At 36.4% G+C, this 20,398-nt stretch carries 22 protein-coding genes; 9 read left to right on the top strand and 13 right to left on the bottom strand.

The window, feature by feature from the left end; translation table 11 throughout:
• The 5 genes from selD to J2Z26_RS05630 all read left to right on the top strand — a co-directional run bounded on the left by selD (nt 1) and on the right by J2Z26_RS05630 (nt 4,241).
• On the top strand, nt 1-1,050 hold the full coding sequence (gene selD, locus J2Z26_RS05650; protein ID WP_193536367.1) for a selenide, water dikinase SelD: 1,050 nt from the start codon (nt 1-3) through the stop codon (nt 1,048-1,050).
• A gap of 96 nt (nt 1,051-1,146) precedes the next feature.
• Nucleotides 1,147-2,019, top strand: a complete 873-nt coding sequence (gene phnD, locus J2Z26_RS05645; protein WP_193536366.1) for a phosphate/phosphite/phosphonate ABC transporter substrate-binding protein — start codon at nt 1,147-1,149, stop codon at nt 2,017-2,019.
• Between the two features lie 12 nt (nt 2,020-2,031).
• Nucleotides 2,032-2,787, top strand: a complete 756-nt coding sequence (gene phnE, locus J2Z26_RS05640) for a phosphonate ABC transporter, permease protein PhnE (protein WP_193536364.1) — start codon at nt 2,032-2,034, stop codon at nt 2,785-2,787.
• Between the two features lie 13 nt (nt 2,788-2,800).
• The gene (gene phnC, locus J2Z26_RS05635; protein WP_193536362.1) at nt 2,801-3,571 is read left to right on the top strand and encodes a phosphonate ABC transporter ATP-binding protein; all 771 of its coding nucleotides are present in this window, start codon (nt 2,801-2,803) and stop codon (nt 3,569-3,571) included.
• A gap of 85 nt (nt 3,572-3,656) precedes the next feature.
• A complete protein-coding gene (locus tag J2Z26_RS05630; RefSeq protein WP_325168874.1) occupies nt 3,657-4,241 on the top strand; it encodes a polysaccharide deacetylase family protein in 585 nt (194 codons plus the stop codon).
• Nucleotides 4,242-4,355: 114 nt separating this feature from the next.
• On the opposite strand, the gene J2Z26_RS05625 is transcribed toward J2Z26_RS05630, so the two are convergent.
• The 4 genes from J2Z26_RS05625 to J2Z26_RS05610 all read right to left on the bottom strand — a co-directional run bounded on the left by J2Z26_RS05625 (nt 4,356) and on the right by J2Z26_RS05610 (nt 8,287).
• A complete protein-coding gene (locus J2Z26_RS05625; protein ID WP_193536360.1) occupies nt 4,356-5,453 on the bottom strand; it encodes an MBL fold metallo-hydrolase in 1,098 nt (365 codons plus the stop codon).
• Nucleotides 5,454-5,591: 138 nt separating this feature from the next.
• Nucleotides 5,592-6,611 (bottom strand): DUF438 domain-containing protein, encoded by a 1,020-nt coding sequence (locus J2Z26_RS05620; protein ID WP_193536358.1) that lies wholly within the window; start codon nt 6,609-6,611, stop codon nt 5,592-5,594.
• Nucleotides 6,612-6,720: 109 nt separating this feature from the next.
• On the bottom strand, nt 6,721-7,869 hold the full coding sequence (locus J2Z26_RS05615) for a M20 peptidase aminoacylase family protein (RefSeq protein WP_193536356.1): 1,149 nt from the start codon (nt 7,867-7,869) through the stop codon (nt 6,721-6,723).
• A 13-nt stretch (nt 7,870-7,882) separates the two neighbouring features.
• Nucleotides 7,883-8,287 (bottom strand): gamma-glutamylcyclotransferase family protein, encoded by a 405-nt coding sequence (locus J2Z26_RS05610; protein ID WP_193536354.1) that lies wholly within the window; start codon nt 8,285-8,287, stop codon nt 7,883-7,885.
• Between the two features lie 119 nt (nt 8,288-8,406).
• Here J2Z26_RS05610 and J2Z26_RS05605 point away from each other — a divergent pair, with 119 nt between their 5' ends.
• Together J2Z26_RS05605 and J2Z26_RS05600 are read left to right on the top strand one after the other, a co-directional pair.
• Nucleotides 8,407-9,411 carry a DUF3231 family protein gene (locus tag J2Z26_RS05605; protein WP_227413707.1) on the top strand — a complete coding sequence of 335 codons (1,005 nt, stop codon included), beginning with the start codon at nt 8,407-8,409 and terminating at the stop codon, nt 9,409-9,411.
• 116 nt (nt 9,412-9,527) lie between these two features.
• Nucleotides 9,528-10,118, top strand: coding sequence for a guanylate kinase (locus tag J2Z26_RS05600; protein ID WP_193536352.1), 591 nt, complete (start codon nt 9,528-9,530; stop codon nt 10,116-10,118).
• Nucleotides 10,119-10,158: 40 nt separating this feature from the next.
• Here the strand turns inward: J2Z26_RS05600 and J2Z26_RS05595 are convergent, their stop codons facing one another.
• The 3 genes from J2Z26_RS05595 to J2Z26_RS05585 all read right to left on the bottom strand — a co-directional run bounded on the left by J2Z26_RS05595 (nt 10,159) and on the right by J2Z26_RS05585 (nt 11,666).
• Entirely contained in the window at nt 10,159-10,944 is a 786-nt protein-coding gene (locus J2Z26_RS05595) for a TerC family protein (protein WP_193536350.1), read from the bottom strand.
• A gap of 28 nt (nt 10,945-10,972) precedes the next feature.
• Nucleotides 10,973-11,194 carry a YkvA family protein gene (locus J2Z26_RS05590; RefSeq protein ID WP_227413706.1) on the bottom strand — a complete coding sequence of 74 codons (222 nt, stop codon included), beginning with the start codon at nt 11,192-11,194 and terminating at the stop codon, nt 10,973-10,975.
• Nucleotides 11,195-11,534: 340 nt separating this feature from the next.
• Nucleotides 11,535-11,666: an FbpB family small basic protein gene (locus J2Z26_RS05585; RefSeq protein ID WP_193536346.1), complete on the bottom strand. Its 132-nt coding sequence runs from the start codon at nt 11,664-11,666 to the stop codon at nt 11,535-11,537.
• Between the two features lie 412 nt (nt 11,667-12,078).
• On the opposite strand from J2Z26_RS05585, the gene J2Z26_RS05580 reads away from it, so the two are divergent.
• Entirely contained in the window at nt 12,079-13,677 is a 1,599-nt protein-coding gene (locus J2Z26_RS05580) for an aspartate:alanine exchanger family transporter (protein WP_193536344.1), read from the top strand.
• A 12-nt stretch (nt 13,678-13,689) separates the two neighbouring features.
• On the opposite strand, the gene J2Z26_RS05575 is transcribed toward J2Z26_RS05580, so the two are convergent.
• On the bottom strand, nt 13,690-13,974 hold the full coding sequence (locus J2Z26_RS05575) for a hypothetical protein (protein WP_193536342.1): 285 nt from the start codon (nt 13,972-13,974) through the stop codon (nt 13,690-13,692).
• Nucleotides 13,975-14,033: 59 nt separating this feature from the next.
• Nucleotides 14,034-15,356 (bottom strand): MDR family MFS transporter, encoded by a 1,323-nt coding sequence (locus tag J2Z26_RS05570; RefSeq protein WP_193536340.1) that lies wholly within the window; start codon nt 15,354-15,356, stop codon nt 14,034-14,036.
• Nucleotides 15,357-15,503: 147 nt separating this feature from the next.
• On the opposite strand from J2Z26_RS05570, the gene J2Z26_RS05565 reads away from it, so the two are divergent.
• Entirely contained in the window at nt 15,504-16,316 is an 813-nt protein-coding gene (locus J2Z26_RS05565) for a hypothetical protein (RefSeq protein ID WP_193536338.1), read from the top strand.
• A gap of 37 nt (nt 16,317-16,353) precedes the next feature.
• On the opposite strand, the gene J2Z26_RS05560 is transcribed toward J2Z26_RS05565, so the two are convergent.
• From J2Z26_RS05560 to J2Z26_RS05545, 4 genes are all read right to left on the bottom strand, one after another.
• Entirely contained in the window at nt 16,354-17,310 is a 957-nt protein-coding gene (locus J2Z26_RS05560) for a metal-dependent hydrolase (RefSeq protein WP_193536337.1), read from the bottom strand.
• Nucleotides 17,311-17,327: 17 nt separating this feature from the next.
• A complete protein-coding gene (locus J2Z26_RS05555; protein WP_193536334.1) occupies nt 17,328-18,467 on the bottom strand; it encodes an MGDG synthase family glycosyltransferase in 1,140 nt (379 codons plus the stop codon).
• 70 nt (nt 18,468-18,537) lie between these two features.
• The gene (gene galU / locus J2Z26_RS05550) at nt 18,538-19,434 is read right to left on the bottom strand and encodes a UTP--glucose-1-phosphate uridylyltransferase GalU (RefSeq protein WP_193536333.1); all 897 of its coding nucleotides are present in this window, start codon (nt 19,432-19,434) and stop codon (nt 18,538-18,540) included.
• A 111-nt stretch (nt 19,435-19,545) separates the two neighbouring features.
• Entirely contained in the window at nt 19,546-20,367 is an 822-nt protein-coding gene (locus J2Z26_RS05545) for an alpha/beta fold hydrolase (RefSeq protein WP_227413705.1), read from the bottom strand.
• Nucleotides 20,368-20,398 lie beyond the last annotated feature (31 nt).

Raw genomic sequence — 20,398 nt, 5'->3', positions numbered from 1 at the left:
ATGTCAAAAGAAGAAATAATTAAGCTTACCTCTTTATCTTCAAAAGGTGGCTGAGGATGCAAAATTGGTCCTGAGGACCTGGCGCAAGTTTTGCGTCACTTACCTAAATCTGTTCCAGACCCAAATCTGCTTGTTGGATTAGATACTTCCGATGATGCAGGTGTTTATAAAATTAATGATGAGATAGCGCTGGTTCAAACATTAGATTTCTTTACCCCTATTGTCGATGACCCATATATGTTTGGTCAAATTGCGGCCGCCAATGCATTGAGTGATGTGTATGCGATGGGTGGAAAACCACTAACTGTTATGAACATCGTCGGCTTCCCTATTAGTAAGCTTGATAAAAGCATATTAGCAGATATATTAGCAGGTGCTTCTGATAAAGTGAAAGAATCTGGGGCCGTTCTCGTTGGTGGCCACTCTATTGATGATAACGAGCCAAAATTCGGTTTATCCGTGACAGGTACAGTTCACCCAGAGCGTGTTCGTGCTAATGCAGCTGCCCAGCCTGGAGATAAATTAATACTCACAAAACCAATTGGTGTTGGAATATTAACCACAGCTATTAAGAGAGATTTACTTGGTGAAGCAGAGTTAAACGAAGTGATGCAGATAATGGCTGCACTAAACAAGGACGCAGCTGAAGCTATGGAGAATTTCCCTGTGAATGCTTGTACAGATGTAACCGGTTTTGGTTTACTTGGCCATGCTCGGGAAATTGCTGAAGGAAGTCAAACTGGAATTACAATCTATAGTGATAAAGTGCCAGTACTAAGTAGAACTCGAGAGCTTGCTGAGCAAGATATCATACCAGGTGGTAGTAAAAAGAATCATAAATGGCTAGCAGATTGTATTGATTATAGTGAAAATATTGATGAAGTAACACAGTTCATATTGTGTGATGCAGTTACATCTGGTGGATTATTAATTTCAGTACCAGAGTCTGACGCTGAATCTTTGTATCAAGCATTACTAGACAGAAATGTTCCAGCTGCGATTATTGGTGAAGTAACAAGCGATAAAGCTTGTAGAATTACTGTAGTGTAATTCAAAACGTAGTGCTTAGGTGCTTATGGCATTCCAATGGCTATATTAAGGACTCCATAGGGGTCCTTTTTAATTAAAATAATGAGGTGTAGAAAAATGAAAAAATGTTTACAAATTTATATGGTTGTCTGTTTAGTCTTTATCCTCTCTGCCTGTGGAGCGGCTGATGAAAGTGAACCATTTACAATTGGAGTTATTCCTGCTCAAACCGAGGGTTCAATGGAATCTGCAATGGAAAAGTTACAAACAACAATTTCTGAAGGTATAGGAAAAGACGTGAAAGTTGAAGTTTACCCTGATTATAATGGTGTAGTTGAAGCAATGAACTACAATAAAATAGATATGGCCTACTTTGGCCCATTAACTTATGTAATTGCCCATCAAAAAAGCGGCGCTCAAGCAATCATCACGCAAGTTATTGATGGTAAGCCTTATTATCATTCCTATGTTATTACACATAAAGATAGCCCATGGAACACTCTTGAGGACCTCTTAGAAGCACGTGGAGAAATCGATTTTGCTTTTGGTGATATTAACTCGACTTCTGGATCGTTAATTCCAAGTATTGAATTACAAGATCGGGGTGTATATCAATCTGAAGATGAACATGAATTTAAGTCAGTGCGTTTTACTGGATCTCATGACGCGACTGGGTTAGCCGTTCAGAATCAACAAGTGTCTGCTGGGGCAATTGACAGTGCTATTTATAACCAACTTGTAGAGTCAGGAAAATTAGATGGCGATCAACTTAAGGTTATCTGGACATCGAAGGAGCTTTTCCAATATCCATGGGCTGTTCATAAAGATCTAGATACTGAAACGATTAAAGCATTACAAGACACATTTTTAAGTATTACTGACCCAGAAATCCTTGATGCTTTTGGGGCAACTGGTTTTACAACTGCAACAAATGAAGATTATGAAAGTATTAAACAAGCAGCAATTAAACAAGGAATTATTGAAGAATAGAGCTGATTTTTCATGTGGTTTAAACCAAAGAGTATAGGCACTGCCCTCATACTTGGTATTCTCATTTATATAAGTGCCGTTTTTACTGAATTTGATTTATCAAAATTCAGGGACTTTCGTAATATGATTGACTTTTTATCACATTGGTTTCCAATGGATTTTTCAAAACTTCCATATATGATAAGAGACAGTGCTGAAACATTAGCAATGGCATTTCTCGGGAGCTTCCTAGGATTGGTTATTGCTTTACCAATCAGCTTTACCGCAGCCAGGAATACGACTCCTTCAAAATTTGTTTATCATTTTTCTCGAAGTACCCTTAGCTTTGTTCGCTCTATTCCGGAGATTGTTTTCGGTTTAATTTTATTAACAGCCCTAGGCCTTGGTCCCTTCCCTGCTGTATTGGCAATTATGTTTCACAATATTGGGGTTTTAGGAAAATTAATAAGTGAATTAATTGAAGCAGCAGATCCTGGACCACAGGAGGCCATGAAAGCAGTTGGTGCAAAAAGTGGATTTGGATACCTGTTTAGTATACTGCCGCAAATTTGGCCAAATGTTTTATCACAATACTTTTATCGATTTGAGGTTGCAATTCGAACATCTCTCATCTTAGGTTTCATTGGTGGCGGAGGGATTGGACAGCGGTTGTTTAACGATTTTAAGACGTTTCAATATTCTTCTGTTTCCTTAGATGTTTTAATCATTATGATTATTGTCATTATGGTGGACCTAATAGGCAGTAAAGTACGCAATAATGTCATTTAGAGGGGGAATCCCATTGTTATCTGTTACTAATCTTTCCGTTCGTTACACTGGTAGCGAAAGTGATGCTCTTTCTAACATCAATTTATCCTTTGAAAATCGGGAGTTTGTTTGTATACTTGGTAAAAGTGGTTCAGGTAAATCAACCTTTATCCGTTGTATAAATGGTCTTCAAAAACCAACAAACGGGGAAGTTTTTTATAAAGATACCTCCTTATCAAATTTGTCTGAAAAAGAACTGCGCATTGTTAGGCGTGAAATGGGAATGATTTTCCAACATTTTAACCTCATCCCCCGACTCACAGTAATGCAAAATGTCTTAACAGGTACATTTGGGTATCGATCTACTTTTAAAAATTTACTTGGATGGTTTTCACAAGAAGAAATTGACCGTGCCAAGCAAGCCATTGAAGATGTAGAATTAAATTCTCAAATGAATCGAAGAGTAGAGCAATTAAGTGGAGGTCAAAAACAAAGAGTAGGAATTGCTCGTGCATTGCTTCAGAATCCAAACGTATTTCTTGGTGATGAGCCGGTGTCAAGCCTTGATCCTGGTACCTCTACTCGCATTTTTACTTTGCTACAAGAAATACACGAAAGACACAACTTATTGACGATAATCAATGTTCATGACGTAGAGTTAGCGAAACGATTTGCTACAAGACTCATCGCGTTAAAAGAAGGAGAAGTTGTTTTTGATGGCTCTCCTAATGAGTTCAGTGACAAAGAGTTTAATCTAATTTATCATTCGAGTTCGGAAGAAGTGAAAGAGCTTGTTTATAGTTAGGTAAAGGAGAAATGTTGGTATGAATAAAAGTCCATGAGTGGTTGATCAAACAAGGGTCGTGTACGACTCAAGTGATAAAAATATAGTGACAATTGGATCACCTAACGAAAAGTCAGTTATTCTTACCTTCGATGACGGTCCAAGTAGAATCTTATCGCAGATTCTAGATGTCCTAAAGGATGAAAATGTGCCCGCTATGTTCTTTTGGCAATCCCGCTTGCTTCACCATGAGAGGCCATGGCTTAGAGTAATTAAAGAAGGTCATCTTATTGGAACTCATTCAATTAATCATAAAGATTTAGTGAAATTACCTTTTGAAAAACAGCTAAAAGATATAAAGACAAGTGTTAATGTAATTGAAGATATGACAGGTGAAAAGATATACTACTTCCGCCCTCCTTTTGGGCGGTATAATGAAGACACCCTTAAAGCAGCACAACAATTAGGATTAACAACCGTTATGTGGAGAATTGCCTCAATAGATTGGGAGTTAAAAGATAAGCCTCAACAAATAATATGCAATGTCGTTGATCACTTAGAAGAAGGAGCCATCATTCTACTTCACGAACTAAAACAAACCTTACACATTCTCCCAGAACTCATCCATGCAATTAGAAAAAAAGGCTACTCCTTTACCACTTTACCGCACCGGGGGTCAGGCCCCCGGTGACACAATTAATAGAAAAACAGCATGGTCTTATTGGACCATGCTTCTCCTTATTTTCCAAAAAGTACATAAACCACCTGCACGCTATTCATAAAAAGAGATCCCCCTGTATTCAAATTAATCTTTCTCTCTCCACCATGGTAAAGTAGACTTAGCCATATTAGATTGTAAGTGGACCGTTTCACCTAATTTTGGTGTTATCAATGTGACCCCTTTTGCTTCCGCTTCTACTAATGCACGTTCAATGGGCTCCTTCCAACTATGATAGGCCAATGTAAAAGCTCCCCAATGACTTAGTATCATATTTCTCCCAGCCACATCAAGATGAGCCTGAACTGATTCCTCAGGTTGCATATGTACGGCTGACCATCGCGGATCGTATTGACCACCTTCTACAATTGTATGGTCAAATGGACCATATTTCTTTCCGATTTGTTTGAAATGTGGCCCATATCCCCCATCCCCACTTACATAAATCCTTGAAGTTTTTCCTAATATGACCCATCCTCCCCATAAGGTACTGTCCCGATTAGTAATACCTCTTCCAGAGAAATGCTGTGATGGAACGAAACTAAAAGTAAACTCTGACCACAGTATTTCTTCCCACCAATTGAACTCTCTTATTTTATCTCTTTGTATTCCCCATCTCACTAAATGTGCGCCAACACCATAAGGTACGAAGAATTCACTTACTTTTTCTTTTAATTTAAGGATGGATGGATAATCTAGGTGATCGTAATGATCATGAGTGATTAGCACCGCATCAATAGGAGGAAGTTTATCAATAATTGCTAATACTTCTTTGCTATATCTTTTACTTCCTGCAAATGAAACAGGTGAAGCAGTTTGGCCAAACATTGGATCAACTAAAATGTGCTTTTTATCTATATTAAGTAAGAACGTTGAGTGACCGAACCAAGTCAGATTATCTTCACTAGAAATAGTTTTATTGTTGAAAGAAACAGGTAAAGGTGTCTTTGGTCTTCTCTCTTCTTTTCCTACCAATCCGTCTCTCATTAAGGTTACGATCGTTGCAGGACTCATTTTCATGTTTAAGTCAAATGTATTTACAAATTTACCATTTACATAATTCGGAAATGTTCGGTACATTTCTTTTTCTTCATCACTTAATGTACCACCAAACACTGGGTGTAACTTTAGAAAGAGGATAAGAGTTAATAGAAAAATAAGTATAAAACTTAGAATATAAAACATATTTTAATTTACTTGCTCCTTTCAACCTGGTAAGTTAAATTTATTGTAATAGTTTACCATACAGTTGACACGAAATTCCCTTTCGGAGAACAAAAAAACCAACTGTTTAAGCTTAAACAGTTGGTTAATTTAATAAAGTTAAGTTAATATCCTCTTTTCACCTTCGATTGCCTTAAGTGGATCTATGTTTTGTGTGAATTCAAGAGTACCAATGTATTTCCCACTCTCATCACGAACGGCAAAATAACGGATATATACATATTTATCACGGAACTTTATCCAGAAATCTTCTGTATCTTTTATACCAGATTTGAAGTCTCTTAAGAGGTCCTCAACTACATGTACACTTCTAGGTGGGTGACAGTTTTGTACTGTACGTCCAATTACTGCTTTTGTTCTAGCAAAGATACGTTCTTTTCCGTGAGAAAAATACCGAACAACATCGTCTTGGTCAATAAACGTAATATCTACTGGCAAATGGTTTAACATAAGTTCAAGCTGTTTTAACGATAAGATTCCAGTTTCCATTTTGATGAAACCTTCAGAGAGGGTATTTTCATTTATTGCTTTACGGTCTGGATACCACTCTTCTATTGAATCAATCAAGCATAAACCAATTTCATCACTTTCATGTGCTATTTTTATCCACTCATCTTCTGTTAAATTCATGAGAGCCATTGGAAATAAGATGTTTTCCTCACGATATACCATATTCAAAACTTCATTAATTACAAACGTCATCACATCTATAACCGCTTGGCTCTCCCCATTATAATTTGCTAATAGCCTCTTAGCATCTTTAATTCCATCACGGATAAAATCATCAATTCTCCACATATTGTTTGTGGGGCCATAGATTCCGTACTTCTCTAAATAAGGAAATAATAGGTTTTCTTTCCGACTGTAGTGCTTATCAATATCAAGTAATAAATTGCAATCTTCCAAAAGTTTGTTAATGCTTTCCGGTGAATCTGACTTAATAAATTCTTCTAAGTGAACTGTCACCTTTGTTTCAACCAACTTTGTGATTGCTTGATTTTCTAAAATAAATGTGTGCACGGGATGTCCAGGTTGATCCTCAGGGTGTTTCTCTCTCTCTACCTCAACAATTGATCCTTTTATAGTTTGTTGTTCACGGTTATTAATGATTTCACTCATAGTAGATACTCCTTTGCAAATAGGTTTCATCTTTAAGTGCGAAAAGTTCTCATTAATAACGTAACATGTTAGATAGATAAATTATGTGATTGGTGTCACATACTGGTGTTTATTCTAGATTTTGCTTCAATGATTTTACAAGAGCAACACTCAATATCTTCACCCCATTAAGCAGTGCATCTAAATCAAAACTCATTTCAGGATGATGTAATCCTGGCGATAAACCTGTACTTAAGCCTACTACAGTGGCTTGTAAATTAGGATAGGTTGCTTTATAAAAATGGAAGTCCTCTCCCCCAGGTGTGACTGGTGACGCTACGAGTCCGTTTTCTCCAAGTGCTTCCACTATAGCTTCACCTATCATATTCTCAAAAGCAGGACTGGGTTCGGCTGCGACCATTGTTGCCTGTGTTTCTATCGTGACCTTTGCATGATTTATTGAACCAGCGGTTGTTACTGCATGCTGGATTTTTTCCAAAAGCTCAGACATTAGTTCATTTCGTTCTGCTCGAACATCTATTCCAAATTCAGCGAAATCTGGAATAATATTAAGATTATCGCCTCCAGCTTTTACCATTGTCACTTTTGCTGATGCTGACACTGTCGGGTTAAGTTTTACCGAGTTAATAGATTGAAGGATGCTTCCTAATGAGTCAATCACGTTAATACCTAAATGGGGTCTTGCACCATGTGCTTGGATACCTTTTACTTCTCCTTTTAATAAGGTAGTTGCACCATGATAAATTGCTGGAGATGCAACACCAAATTCCATTTCTTGAACAGGTCTTAAGTGAATCCCCAGTAAGTAATCGAGGTCTGCAATAATCCCTTTTTCGATCAATGCTTGTGCGCCTTTTCCAGTTTCCTCTGCAGGTTGAAAGATAATCTTGATTAACCCCTTAGGCTCAAACCCAATCTCTTTCAAACATTTAATAGAATGTAGAACCATTGTCATGTGCGCATCATGACCACAACTATGATTTGCTTTCCATTCTCCATCAACAAGTTGCCATAGTGCATCCATATCAGCTCTTATTCCTACCGTTGGACCTTCTGAAGCACTCCCCCAGTATCCAATGACGCCTGGGTGGTCTTCAAAGGTTTCAACTTTTAGATTTAACTCCTGTAGTTGCTGACATAAATACTTTGTAGTATTTACTTCCTTCCAGCTTATTTCGGCATTTGTATGTAAATGGTTATACGTTGATTTTATTTGTTGTTCATTCGTCTTTACCCATTCCTGAATTGAGTTAATCATGTCTTCCTCCTACTTATTTTCGTTTATTCGCTAAAAAAGTTATCCAGTCGCCACTATCTATCAATTCTTTAAACATGGAACTTTTTGCATTAGGCTTATAATAAAGAAGAGCTTCATATTCTTGAGTGTCGGTATGAATGACTTGGATCTTTCTCTCATAGTAGTTGTTCTCGCCTTCTCCGTAATATCCTTCTAAATCATTTAGTTTTTCCAGTTGTGCTGCTGAAACCTCGTAGATTTCACCATAGACTGTACCTTCTTCGTTTTCTTGTAATACTGGATAACCTAGATGAGTGTCATAAAGGTAACCTTTTGTCCAAGCCCGATTTCCAATGCATTTAGCTCCATTTAAGATAAAATGGTTTCGTTCGTCCTTACGTAATGTTCCGTACACAAAAACTAGATGCTTTGTTTCCATCAAAATACCCCCGTAAAAATGATTTTATAAATGAATAAACTTTTTAATAAAATTGGGACATGCTATATGTAGGTACAAATTGCCATAAATAATGCAAATATGATTGTGGAGGCAGAAAATTGAGCTCAAATATTAAACTATCAAGTGCAGAAATTTCTAATCTGTGGTCTACATATGTTAATGACTCCTTAACCGTTTGCCTTATGACTCACTTTAAGGAAACTGTTGAGAATCAGGATATCAATCCATTGATAGACCAGACGATACAAGTTGCAAGAGATCATATGAATACAGTAAAAAGCTTATTTAATTTAGAAAGCATTGTACTTCCAGCTGGATTTCCTGTTGAAAAGCATGTTATTCCAAACGCACCGAAGTTATTTAGTGATCTTTTTTACCTTGAATACATGAGGCATATATGTAAAGTTGGTATAGGTTCACATGGAACAGCGATTACGTTATCAGCTCGAGAAGATGTTCGAGCGATTTATAGTGATTTTCTAAATGATGCAGTTAATCTTAATAATAACATCATGTCGTTCATGCAGAAAATTGGGGTTTTCATAAGAACTCCTAATATGCACTATCCTGAAGAAGTAAAGTTCGCTCACGATCAGAGCTATTTAAGAGGATATTTTGGTCATCGTCGCCCATTATTAGCTTTAGAAGTAACCCACTTAACTACGACTTCAATACATAATGTTTTAGGACAATCAACATGTTTAGGTTTTGCGCAAGTAATTGGTGAAGAGGAACTTCGACAATATTTCATTCGTGGAAAGAGAATCTCAGAAGATATTGTGGGTCATGTTCATGATATCCTATTAGATAGTGAGGTACCTGCCCCTATGACCTGGGATGCTGACCTTACAAACTCCACGACTGCACCTTTCAGTGATCAACTTATGCTATTTATTATTGGTACACTATCTAATGTTGGAATATCATTATATGGAGCAGCCATGTCAACTTCAATGAGACATGATGTTGGCGCTCTTTATGCCAACTTCATTCGAAAAGCTGCACTGTATGGTGAAGATGGTCTAAATCTCCAAATAGAAAGAGGTTGGTTAGAGCAACCACCTCAATTTATAGATCATGAAAAGCTTGCTAGAGAGAAGTAGAAAAATCTCTGCTTCTCTTTTTTACTACATTTATACACTCATATCTGTCCCTTTCGTCCAAAATATGGTACAATAATTAACAGAATTATCAATAATTATTTTATAAGGAGGAGTTTATGTACAAGTTAAAAGATAAAGAGATGATATTTATTTACACAGGTCCAGATGGATCAGGTAGAAAAACACTGGCCAAAATGGTGGCTACAACGTTTGACATGGAAACGATCCCCTCATTTACTACGCGCCCACCCCGTCCCTTCGAAACACACGGAAAGGATTATCACTTTGTAGGTGAAGAAACTTTTCTACAGATGAAACAGCAAGATGAATTTCTAGAGAGTGTTCAAATAGATGGATACTATTATGGTATTCGTGAACTCGATATCCAAAAAATCTTTAACAAGCATAAGATTGTTTATTTAACATTAAATACTGAAGGTGCACAATTGTTAAAAAATATGTACGGAGATCAAGTTGTACGAATTTTTGTTTACGCTGACAGAGATACTGTGATGCAGAGGCAAAAAGAGCGTGGTGATGATGAGTTAGCAATTCAGCGCCATATGAATCATTATGATGATACAATGGCTTACAAAGCTCAGTGCGAGCATTCATTACAAAATTATGACTTACCTCAAGTATCATTCCAAATTAGTGAAATTATAGAATCTTACTTAGAGAGAAACTTAATCGTGACTGATTATTAATTTCAAAAACCCTCAACATTAACGGTTGAGGGTTTTAATATTAGCTTATATTCTCTTGAACTTTTGTTTCTTCTGGCTTTTCTTTAGATAAGAACCAACCACCAATTGCAATTAATAACAGTACTGCATAGAAAGTGATTTTCCATTCTGGTGATTTAGCAAAGCCTTCTGCTAAAACTCCAACTTCTGGGTGGGATAGTGTAAAGACTGTAAGTTTAACACCTACCCAACCTACAATCATAAATGCTGCAATTTCAAGTCCAGGTCTCTTTTGTAAGAGTGTAACAAAATAGTTCGCTGCAAAACGCATGATGATTAATCCAATTAAACCACCGGCAAAGATGACAAGAAATTTACCACCGTCTAATCCACCGATTTTAGGAAGGTTTGTATTAGGAAGTGTTACAGCTAATGCTACTGCTGCAAGTATTGAATCAACTGCAAACGCGATATCTGCTAATTCAACTTTAATAACAGTGCCCCAAAACCCTGATTTTTTCTTCTCTTTTACCATTCCTGCTTTTTCTTTCTGCTTTTTTACCACTAGTTTTCTAAAAATATGATTAAAAGCAATGAATAGTAGGTAAAGCGCACCTAGTGCTTGAACCTGCCACACGTTTACAAGGAACGATATAGCAAAGAGTGAACCAAGTCGGAAAACAAATGCTCCGGCAAGTCCGTAAAACAACGCTCTTTTACGCTGCTCTTCTGGCAAATGCTTAACCATAATCGCTAAAACGAGTGCATTATCAGCTGCTAAAAGCCCTTCTATGGCAATTAATAAAAGTAATACCCAAGCATATTCTAGTAAAATTGAAATTTCCAATGAATGTTAACCCCCTTAGGTTAAAACGTTATTTTTCGATAAATTTATGTTTTTTCTTTAAAGACTCTGGTGCAATTTTAACGAATCTTTCTAAAACAAAAGAGGCTATGACAACATCATCAATGAGTCCTAAAAATGCCAGATAGTCTGGAATTAAGTCAAATGGGAAGAAAGCATAAGTTAGAAAAAACAAAACCCCTAGTGCTTTTTTATGAATCGGTACTTCATTTGTTAGAAAGAAATCCTTCAAAAAGGGGACAAATCTCCTGAATTTAAATATAAAAGTTATCCTTTTAATAAATTTCACTTTTATCACCTTTTTCTCTTTGTGATTTAAGGTTTTACAGAAATTTCATTGAATCCTTGAATCATTGTTACAATTGCGTTTTGATAACGAGGTGGGTTTTTCGCCTCTAGCGTTATCGAAGTTGAAATATGTGTTTCTAGTATGGTTAATAGGGACATCGTTAAAAATATGTTCCTTCATTTCAAGTGAAATCGTTTCTCCTTCTAATCTATTTAGTTATGATAAGAAGCCGATTTTTTTTACAAGTGTACTCTTCCCTTCGCAATTGTCTCAATTCGTTATTTTATTTAGATGAACTTAGTATTTGTTTCTCTTCAATGCGTTTCTCGATTTTTTCAAGCAAAAGTTTATCCTTCAGTAATTCCTCTTTATTTCTCTTCATTAGTTCTTCCATGGATAACATACCCTTTTTCATTACTCGTCAATCCTTTCATTATGGTTTTTATCTTTCAGTTGAGCCAGTTTCTGTATCTAGAATCATTTTGGCAAACAAAAAGACCTTCACCGTGGATGGTAAAGGCCTAATAAATCACAAAAAGACCCTTACCTGGTAGGTAAAGGTCTTGCTAACAACGTTTGTAATGTTGCCAACAAAGCCGAGAGTATATAACTCCGAAATGACGACTTTGTTGTAAAAGCTACTCCCCTTTAGGAGAAACTATTCAACTGTATGAACTAATAATATAGTAATCTATGTTTACTGTCAATTAATTATTTTTACACATCTTTAATTAGTATTAAATCATAATAAATTCTATATCCCTCCTATTTTTTCCTGTACAAAAAGGCATACTATCTATTAGATGCATTGATGGAGGCCATAAAAAATGAGCACGATTAAAGGGTTCTTAGAAGAACCATTATTATTGTTATTTTTTATTTTGTTTTTAGGATCATGGTTAGGCCAAACGAAGGTGAAAGGTCTGAATCTTGGTTCAGCTGGAGTACTTCTGGTTGCTATGGTGTTTGGTCATTTTGGTTATCAGGTCTCCCCTATTGTCCAAAACTTCGGACTTAGTTTGTTTATTGTTGCAGTTGGACTACAAGCTGGCCCTCGTTTTTTCAGGATGATTCGTACGAGTGGTGTAATATTTGGTATCATTAGTATTTTAATTGTACTACTTGCCGCTATTACAACTGTCCTTGTTTCAAAGGCCTTTAACCTTTCAGTAGCTTTGAGTATTGGAATTATGACTGGTGCCCTAACTAGTACACCAGGACTTGCAGCCGCACTTCAAGCAACCAATGACCCAATTGCATCTGTAGGATACGGAATCGCTTACCCTTTTGGTGTAATTGCAGTGGTCCTGTTTGTTCAACTATTGCCACGTGTTTTAAAAGTTGATTTACAAAAGGACTTACAACAGAAAAATAACCCGGTTAAAAGTGAAGAATCACCTGAAGTAATAACGATTGAAGTCACGAATCCAGCTATAAACAAGAAAACCCTACAAGAGTTGAAGTTTCATAAAAGTTACTCTGTTGTTATTAGTCGTGTTATCCGAGGACAACGTAGTATTATTGCCTTAAGTGACACTGTCCTTTTAAAGGGGGATCGCCTTGTATCAGTAGGAATTAGGTCAGAACTTGATAAGTTTTGTAGATACGCTGGTAAGGAAGTACCCACTGATTTACAAAATGTCGATCATATTAAACTACGCAGAGTAATCGTGGATTCGTATGATATTATCGGAAAAAACATCAGAGAACTTAATCTTAGAAGAGATTACGGAGTAACTGTGACTCGAATTGAACGTGGTGGGATTGAGTATAGTCAGAACACTCGTATACGTCTCGAACGTGGTGATGTGTTAACGATTGTAAGTAGTGAGGATCGTTTAAACGACGTCGAAATGTTATTTACTCGTAACAAGCTAACGGTCACGAATATTCATATCTTTTCACTCAGTATTATTCTGTTATTGGGTATATTACTTGGAATGTTACCAATCCACCTACCTGGCTTAGGCACACTAACTTTAGGAGTGGCTGGTGGTCCCTTGTTTGTTGCCTTAATCATTGGCCACTTTGGTAAACTAGGTCCGATAAAGGCAAGATATTACCAGCCTTCAAATCAGGTGATTGGGGATATTGGACTCGCGCTATTTTTAGCTGGTGCTGGAACAACCGCAGGACAAGGAATCGTAGATGTAATTCAAACAGAAGGTATTCGCTTAGTCATTGCCGGTGCGATTATTACAATTGTACCTATTGTTGCAGGATTTTTTATTGCCCGAAAAGTTTTTCACCTAAGTATAATCCATTCACTAGGAGCACTCTGTGGAGGAATGACAAGTACTCCAGGTTTAGGTGCTGTCAATCAACTGATTGACTCAGAGGATCCGGCAATTGCTTATGCTGCAGCCTATCCATTTGCGCTTATTTTGGTTGCTGTCGTCTCACAGCTACTAGTGTTCTTTCTTTAGGACATATTTCCGCTATTTATAGGAATTATCATAAATATATTCAATAAAGCCATCTCTGTACCCTTCTTGATCAATGATTTTCCTTACGTAATAAGGATCTCGTAAAAGACCTGTTTCCTTTGATGCATCAAGTATCATCTTTACTTCTTGCTTTTCTAGCAAGTCTTTAAACCAATCTTGCTCATGAAGTTCTTTCCATAATTCTTCTATATTTGGCTCTTTTATACGCAGTATGTATTTCTGAACAAAGCTAGTAACAAGTCCAACTGTCAACATACAAAGAAATAAGAAAAGCACCTTGTACCCCACCTTAATAAAAACGCTAAATGATATGAGGATCATTTAGCGTTTCAAGTTTATTTAACAGGATGTTTTTTCCGGAAAAATTGTTCTGGGACCCAGTCATTTATAGGATGTGATCGATGATGAGGTGGTTCAACCGCAACATGTGGAGCATGTTGCGGTTTGTCTTCTTGTTTAATAGCCTGCTTCAACGAGGCATTAAGTGGTTCCCATCTTTTTAAGGCCAAAACAAGTAAACCTAATACCACACCAGATAGAGCGTATATAATCCATGATAGTCCATTCACTTCTACATTACCCAATAACGCTCCACCTACTGACTTTCCACCAGCCTCTCCAAGCCCAGAAACAACATTTGATACTGCGAAAAATAGACCTATCATATTTGCTTTGGAGAGTTGTGAAATTGTACTATCTGTAGTCGGTAAAATGAGCATTTCACCGAAAACAAAAATGGCACCACTAAAAACCAAATGCCAAAATGTACTGGCAAAAAAGAGTGAACCTACTCCTAATCCTATAAAAACAATACCTGCACTTAATGCTGACAGTGGATGCACGCGGTCTATAAAACGTCTTGTAATAAATCGTTGTGTGAAAACAACAATCACACTATTAATTGTCCAAATCAGAGCAACATTTTCAGGAGAAGGTAATATAGTTGTAGCTCTAATCGGGAGAGCTAGAGACAATTGTGCATATAATGCCCAAATTAAGATACTTACTAAACTGAACACTAAGAAAGGTTTATTTTTTAAAACCTCACCATATGCCCCAATAGGAAGCTGAGGGCAAGGATCTTCTCCACAGCTTTTTGGTAAAAGTGTCCAACTTATAGCTGCTAGAACAGCATAAATCGAACCTGCTGCAAAAAATAGAATGGAAGGTGTTCCTGATATGAGAAAGAAAATAATAAGACCAGCAGTCCCAGTTCCAATATTTGCTGCAATACCTCTTAAAGAAAAAGCAGTAGTTCGATTTTCTTCAGAAGCAAATGCAGCGATAGAGGCTTTGATAGAAGGTGCATGAAGTCCGTTGCCGAGTCCCATTATAATCGCAGCAACTATAAGGGGGCCATATTCTATAAAGAATCCAAACAAGCTAATTCCAACACCAGCAATTAACGCGCCGAGTCCGATTATGAATCTTCGTCCAATTCGATCGGCTAATATCCCTCCAAATATACTTCCAAATTGAAAGGCAATTGCAATGGCGGCTAGGACGCTCCCAATTTTAGTCACCGAAAGGCCTGCATCGTTTTTTAGCATTATTGGTAAGATTGGCATGACTAATAATGTCCCTAAATGCGCTAATAAAACGCCTAAAAGTAAAATTTGTAGTGGACGTTCGAGCTTTGTGATTCCTTTAATAGCCATAGTTACCACCCTTCAGATAATAAAATAAATTCTCTGTTTATTGATGCCCTTCATTTTTAATAGTATCCAAACCAAAACGGTTATTCCCTTTTTCTTGCTGATAAAAAAGGAATTAGTATACAATAACTACAGAAAGGAAGTGTTACGATGGCAATAAAGTTACCTCACATTGAAGATTCTGACCGAACATTCTATTTACCACCAAAAGGACAATTCGAGACTTTTACAGATGAAACAGACTATGAAGAAAAGGTTAGAGAATGGGGACTTTCCACTACGAAGGAAGTAAAAAAAGAGTTTTGGTATAAAGAAGCTACGTTTCAAAGGCTTGTTACTATCAAGGGTTACGAAGTATACGGTGAAGGAAATGAGTATAACACGATTGTTATTGAATTTCAGGATGGTAATTTAACCTGTATCCACCCTGCCTACTTAAAAGAAATGCAATCACCAAGTTTTGGCAAAGCAAGTGCATTAAATGACGAGGAAACATCACCTACTTCTAAAAGTAAAATAGAAAAAGAAGAGACTGCACCAACTACACCAGTGTCAAAGGCAAACAAGAAAGACCTTCCTGAAGACAAGCCTGTAGCTAGTAAGGAAAAAACAAAAGAAGAAAAGCCAACGAAAATAGATTTACCAGAAGATAAAGTACATATGACAGCAACTGTAAAACAATTTGCATTAAGCTGGAATCATTTTAATGAGGAACATGATGAAGTTGTCGTTCTTGAAAATGTCGTCATTGAACAAGATGAACCTATTGAAGTTGGACTTGCATGGTGCTCCCATTCGAAAACATTAAAAAAGTTTGAATTAGTACCAGGAGAAAAGCTTGAATTTGATGGCAAGATTGTCAAAAAAAGATTGCCTAAAGGTAAGGACGTAGAGGAAGAGTTCATTATAGAAGACCCAGTGCCTTATAAGGTAAATAACCCTTCTAAAATTAAGAAGAGCTAAAGGACATTATTAAGATGTTCCTTTAGCCTTTTACTTATTAAACTCTTTCAGGTGCAGAAATTAATCCACGTTTCACATTACTTTCTATAAGATTTAGTTTTTTATCAAGTTTAATAATTGCAATAAACGGTTCATCGATTTTAGATTGGTAGCGTAGGTCGAACCAATGTACCTCGTACCCATCTTTGTGATTAATTATGTTTGCGTGCAAATGTGTAGAATGTAACATCAAATAGTGAACAAATGAATGTTTTCGAGAAGCACGGATGATTTCGTTTTTTTCAGAAGCTTTCATTAACACTTTCGACCAAACAACACTATTTTTTTCAAATTTACCTAATTTGTATTGCTGATTATAGCTAGCAATGACTCCCCAATGGTTTAACCGAAACGAAGGAATAAGTGTATATGTGGCACCTGGCTCACTCTCTATCGTGGTTTGTTTCAACACACTTTGATGTATTATAAAACGGAGTAAAATATAAAGTACTATGGCGATATATATGATTATGAAAACAAGTCCAGAATGGAAGCCAACTAACCATAATGCAATTCCAACTACATGTAAACTCATTATAAATGGGTCGAAAATCGGTAAAATATTTAGTGCAAACCATTTATGAGTAATTGGACGGAATGCTTGAGTTCCGTAAATGTTACAGATGTCAAATAACACGTGTACAATTACAGCTAATAAGGTCCAGAAGAAAAACGTCGTAAAAAACAATCCCCCATTGGCCAATGTTGCTAGACTAGCAATGGATAATGCAAGTAACACTTGTGCAATCAGCGAATGGCTCATACCACGGTGCATTTTAACATACGTATCATTTCCTTTGTACTTATAGAGAAAATCAATATCAGGTGCATTTGAACCTACAATTGTACAAAAAAACATTGACGTAAGAAGTTCTGGATGATTAACCATGGTCGGATCTATAAAAGATAAACCACCTAATCCGACTCCTGTAATCACATGAGTTGACGTATCCATTATACTACCACTCCCCCTTACACTCTTCCGATTTTATTTTCAGCATGTTGCCAATAATAGGTTTGCAAAACATCATTAATAATTGTATCTGTGGCATGAGGTACATAAATGTTGGATAAGGAAGCTTTCATCTCTATCAATCTCTGTTCTTCAAAAACGAGTTTTTGAGTATCTTCTACTAAATCTTCCCACTTATCATGTAAAACGGCAGCACCGTTCTCCTGAAAATAAAGTGCATTCTCCCTCTCCTGTCCAGGTGTTGCTCCAGTTAACACAATTGGAACATTCTTAACTACGGCTTCAGATAATATAATTCCACCTGGCTTAGTAATGACACATGTTGCTAGCTCAAACAATTCAGCCATTTCAGTAACGTACCCTAAAATACGTATGTTTTTTTCCTGATGGAATTTAAGTTGTAGCTGATCATGGAGCTCAGTATTTTTCCCGCAAACAACGATAATTTGTAGATTTTCATTCATTGTTAGACCTTCGCAAATATATTTGATTTCCTTTGACACGCCATAAGCGCCAGCAACAATTAAAATTGTTTTTCTATCACCTTTAAGTTGGTATTTCTCCAATAAGCTTTGGCGACAAAATAACTTTTGAAACTGTTGTTGCACAGGGATACCTGTCACATTTATCTTTTCTTTATCAATCTTATTTTTAATTAATTGTGTTTTTAGTTCCTCAGTTGCAACATAAAATTTATCTATATCAGGCTGTACCCAAGAGTGATGCAAACAATAATCTGTCACAACATTATAAGTTGGAATGGAAGAATTAGTTTTCAATAAAAATGATTGAACAGCAAAAGAAGGAAACGTATTAATAATAGCATCAGGTTGCTCTTCAGCAATGATTTTCGTTAATTTAGAATAGCCATAAGAAAATATAGTTAATTTTTTTCTCTTTGCAATTCCTTGGCTACTATAGTAGAACAAACGGTAAATCTGTCTTCCACTTTTGGTATAACTTTTTAGATATAGATTTTTGGTCCATTCATGCAAACGGGGATTGGTTTCTTGATAAATATCTCTAACAACAACATTAGCAGTATTTTCACACACCAATCGTTCTTCAAGTGCACGTGCCACTTGAACATGCCCATTTCCATAATTTGTTGTTAAAATTAACACTTTTGGCTTTCTCATTTATACAACCGCTCCTCTGTGTTAAGATACCAAATTGGTTATAGATAAAGGTTTCTATAAATCTAGAAAGCTAATAAGATTGAAGGCTCGAATCTCTTTTTAACACTTCTTCCATGTACGATCGTACGTTTTGTCTTAGGTCATTTCTTTCTAAAGCAAAGTCAATGGTCGCTCGAATAAATCCAACTTTATCCCCAATATCATAGCGAATCCCTTCAAATTGATAAGCTAACACAGCCTGAGAAGCATTAAGTAAGTTAATCGCATCTGTTAGTTGGATTTCTCCTCCTGTACCTGGCTTAAGAGTCTTTAGAATTGGGAAGATTTCTGGGTTTAATATATAACGTCCCATGATGGCATAGTTTGATGGAGCTTCTGAGATTGATGGCTTTTCTATTAGACTATCAAGTGAAATAACACCTTGTTCATTTTCCACTCCTTTAGGAGCTACAATTCCATATTTGCTTACGTCATTATCACTAACAGTCTGTACACCTACAACGGAAGTATGATAACGTTGGTGAATGGCAATTAATTGCTTTAAGCAAGGAACACCTGTAGATCGAACAATATCGTCACCTAGTAAAACAGCAAAGGGTTCACTCCCAACAAAGGCTTGACAAGAAGCAATCGCATGTCCTAAGCCTAAAGGTTCTTTTTGCCGTATGTAGTGAATATTGGCTAGCTTAGTGATTGATTGTACCTCTTCAAGTTGAGCCCATTTCTCTTTTGTTGCCAATGTGTTTTCAAGCTCATAAGACTTATCAAAATGGTCTTCAATGGACCTTTTTCCACGTCCACTAACAATAATAATATCTTCAATTCCTGATTCCACTGCCTCTTCAACAATATATTGAATAGTGGGCTTATCGACTATTGGTAACATTTCTTTCGGTTGTGCTTTTGTAGCTGGTAAAAACCTTGTTCCGAGTCCGCCTGCTGGAATAATCGCTTTACGTACCTTCATAAAAAAGCCTCCTTAAAAAATATTCACCTACTTATTTTCATTGTAGCAAGTGAATATTAAGGAGTTGTTAAGAAGTTATAAAGAAGAAATCAGAATTTTGTTTACAAATCTCTAACTTGTATGCATGATGATATTTTTAAAAACGAACTCTGGTCTTTCTTCAGTGATTAAATGACCTGTATTTTCATACGTAATTAATTGTGCATCTGGTAAGTCGCGCACCAAGCGTTTTCCAACAGCAACTGGAACCACACGATCTTCTTTTCCCCAAATTAACAAGGTCGGAACTTTAATTTTCTGGAGTTGATGTGAAGGTAAATCACCTTCACGGTGCCTTAATAGCCGAATCAATGCCTTATAAAAACCCTTTTCAGCTAATGGTCTTCCGAATTCATGAATCAAATCTTCATTAATCAAATTTTGATTGAAAAATACATTTTTCAAATGATCCTTTACTTCCTTTCGTCGAATGTAATAATAAATAAATTTATCAAAAAAAGGGAAGTAAGAACTCCAAACAAGATATTTATTTGCAGGGTTTAAATAGCCAGAACTACATAACAACACTAATTTATTAATCTTTTCAGGCGCAAGGCGTGCCATATTTAAAGCTATTTGTCCTCCCATTGAATGTGCAACAATATGAGTAGTAGAAAAGCCAAATTTGTGAATACACTCAATCATTACTTTCGCATAGTTTTCAAAGCTGTAAATAAAGGATGTAGATTTTTCACTCTTTCCAAACCCAGGTAAATCAACAGCGATAATAGAATATCTCTCTTGCAATAAGGGTAAAATCCGTCGAAACGTATAAGTGGATGAGGCAAATCCGTGGATGAGAAGAATAGGTGGTTTGTCATTCAATAAATATTCACAATATAGCTTCATATCGGCCACTTTAATGTATGTTTGATTTAAACTACTGTTAGACAAATTGGTCAACTCCCCAACGATATTCTCATGT

The organism is Cytobacillus luteolus (assembly GCF_017873715.1).
Lineage (GTDB): Bacteria > Bacillota > Bacilli > Bacillales > Bacillaceae_L > Bacillus_BV > Bacillus_BV luteola.
Note: the sequence above shows the minus strand (reverse complement) of the source record. Positions and strands in the feature narration are given on the sequence as shown.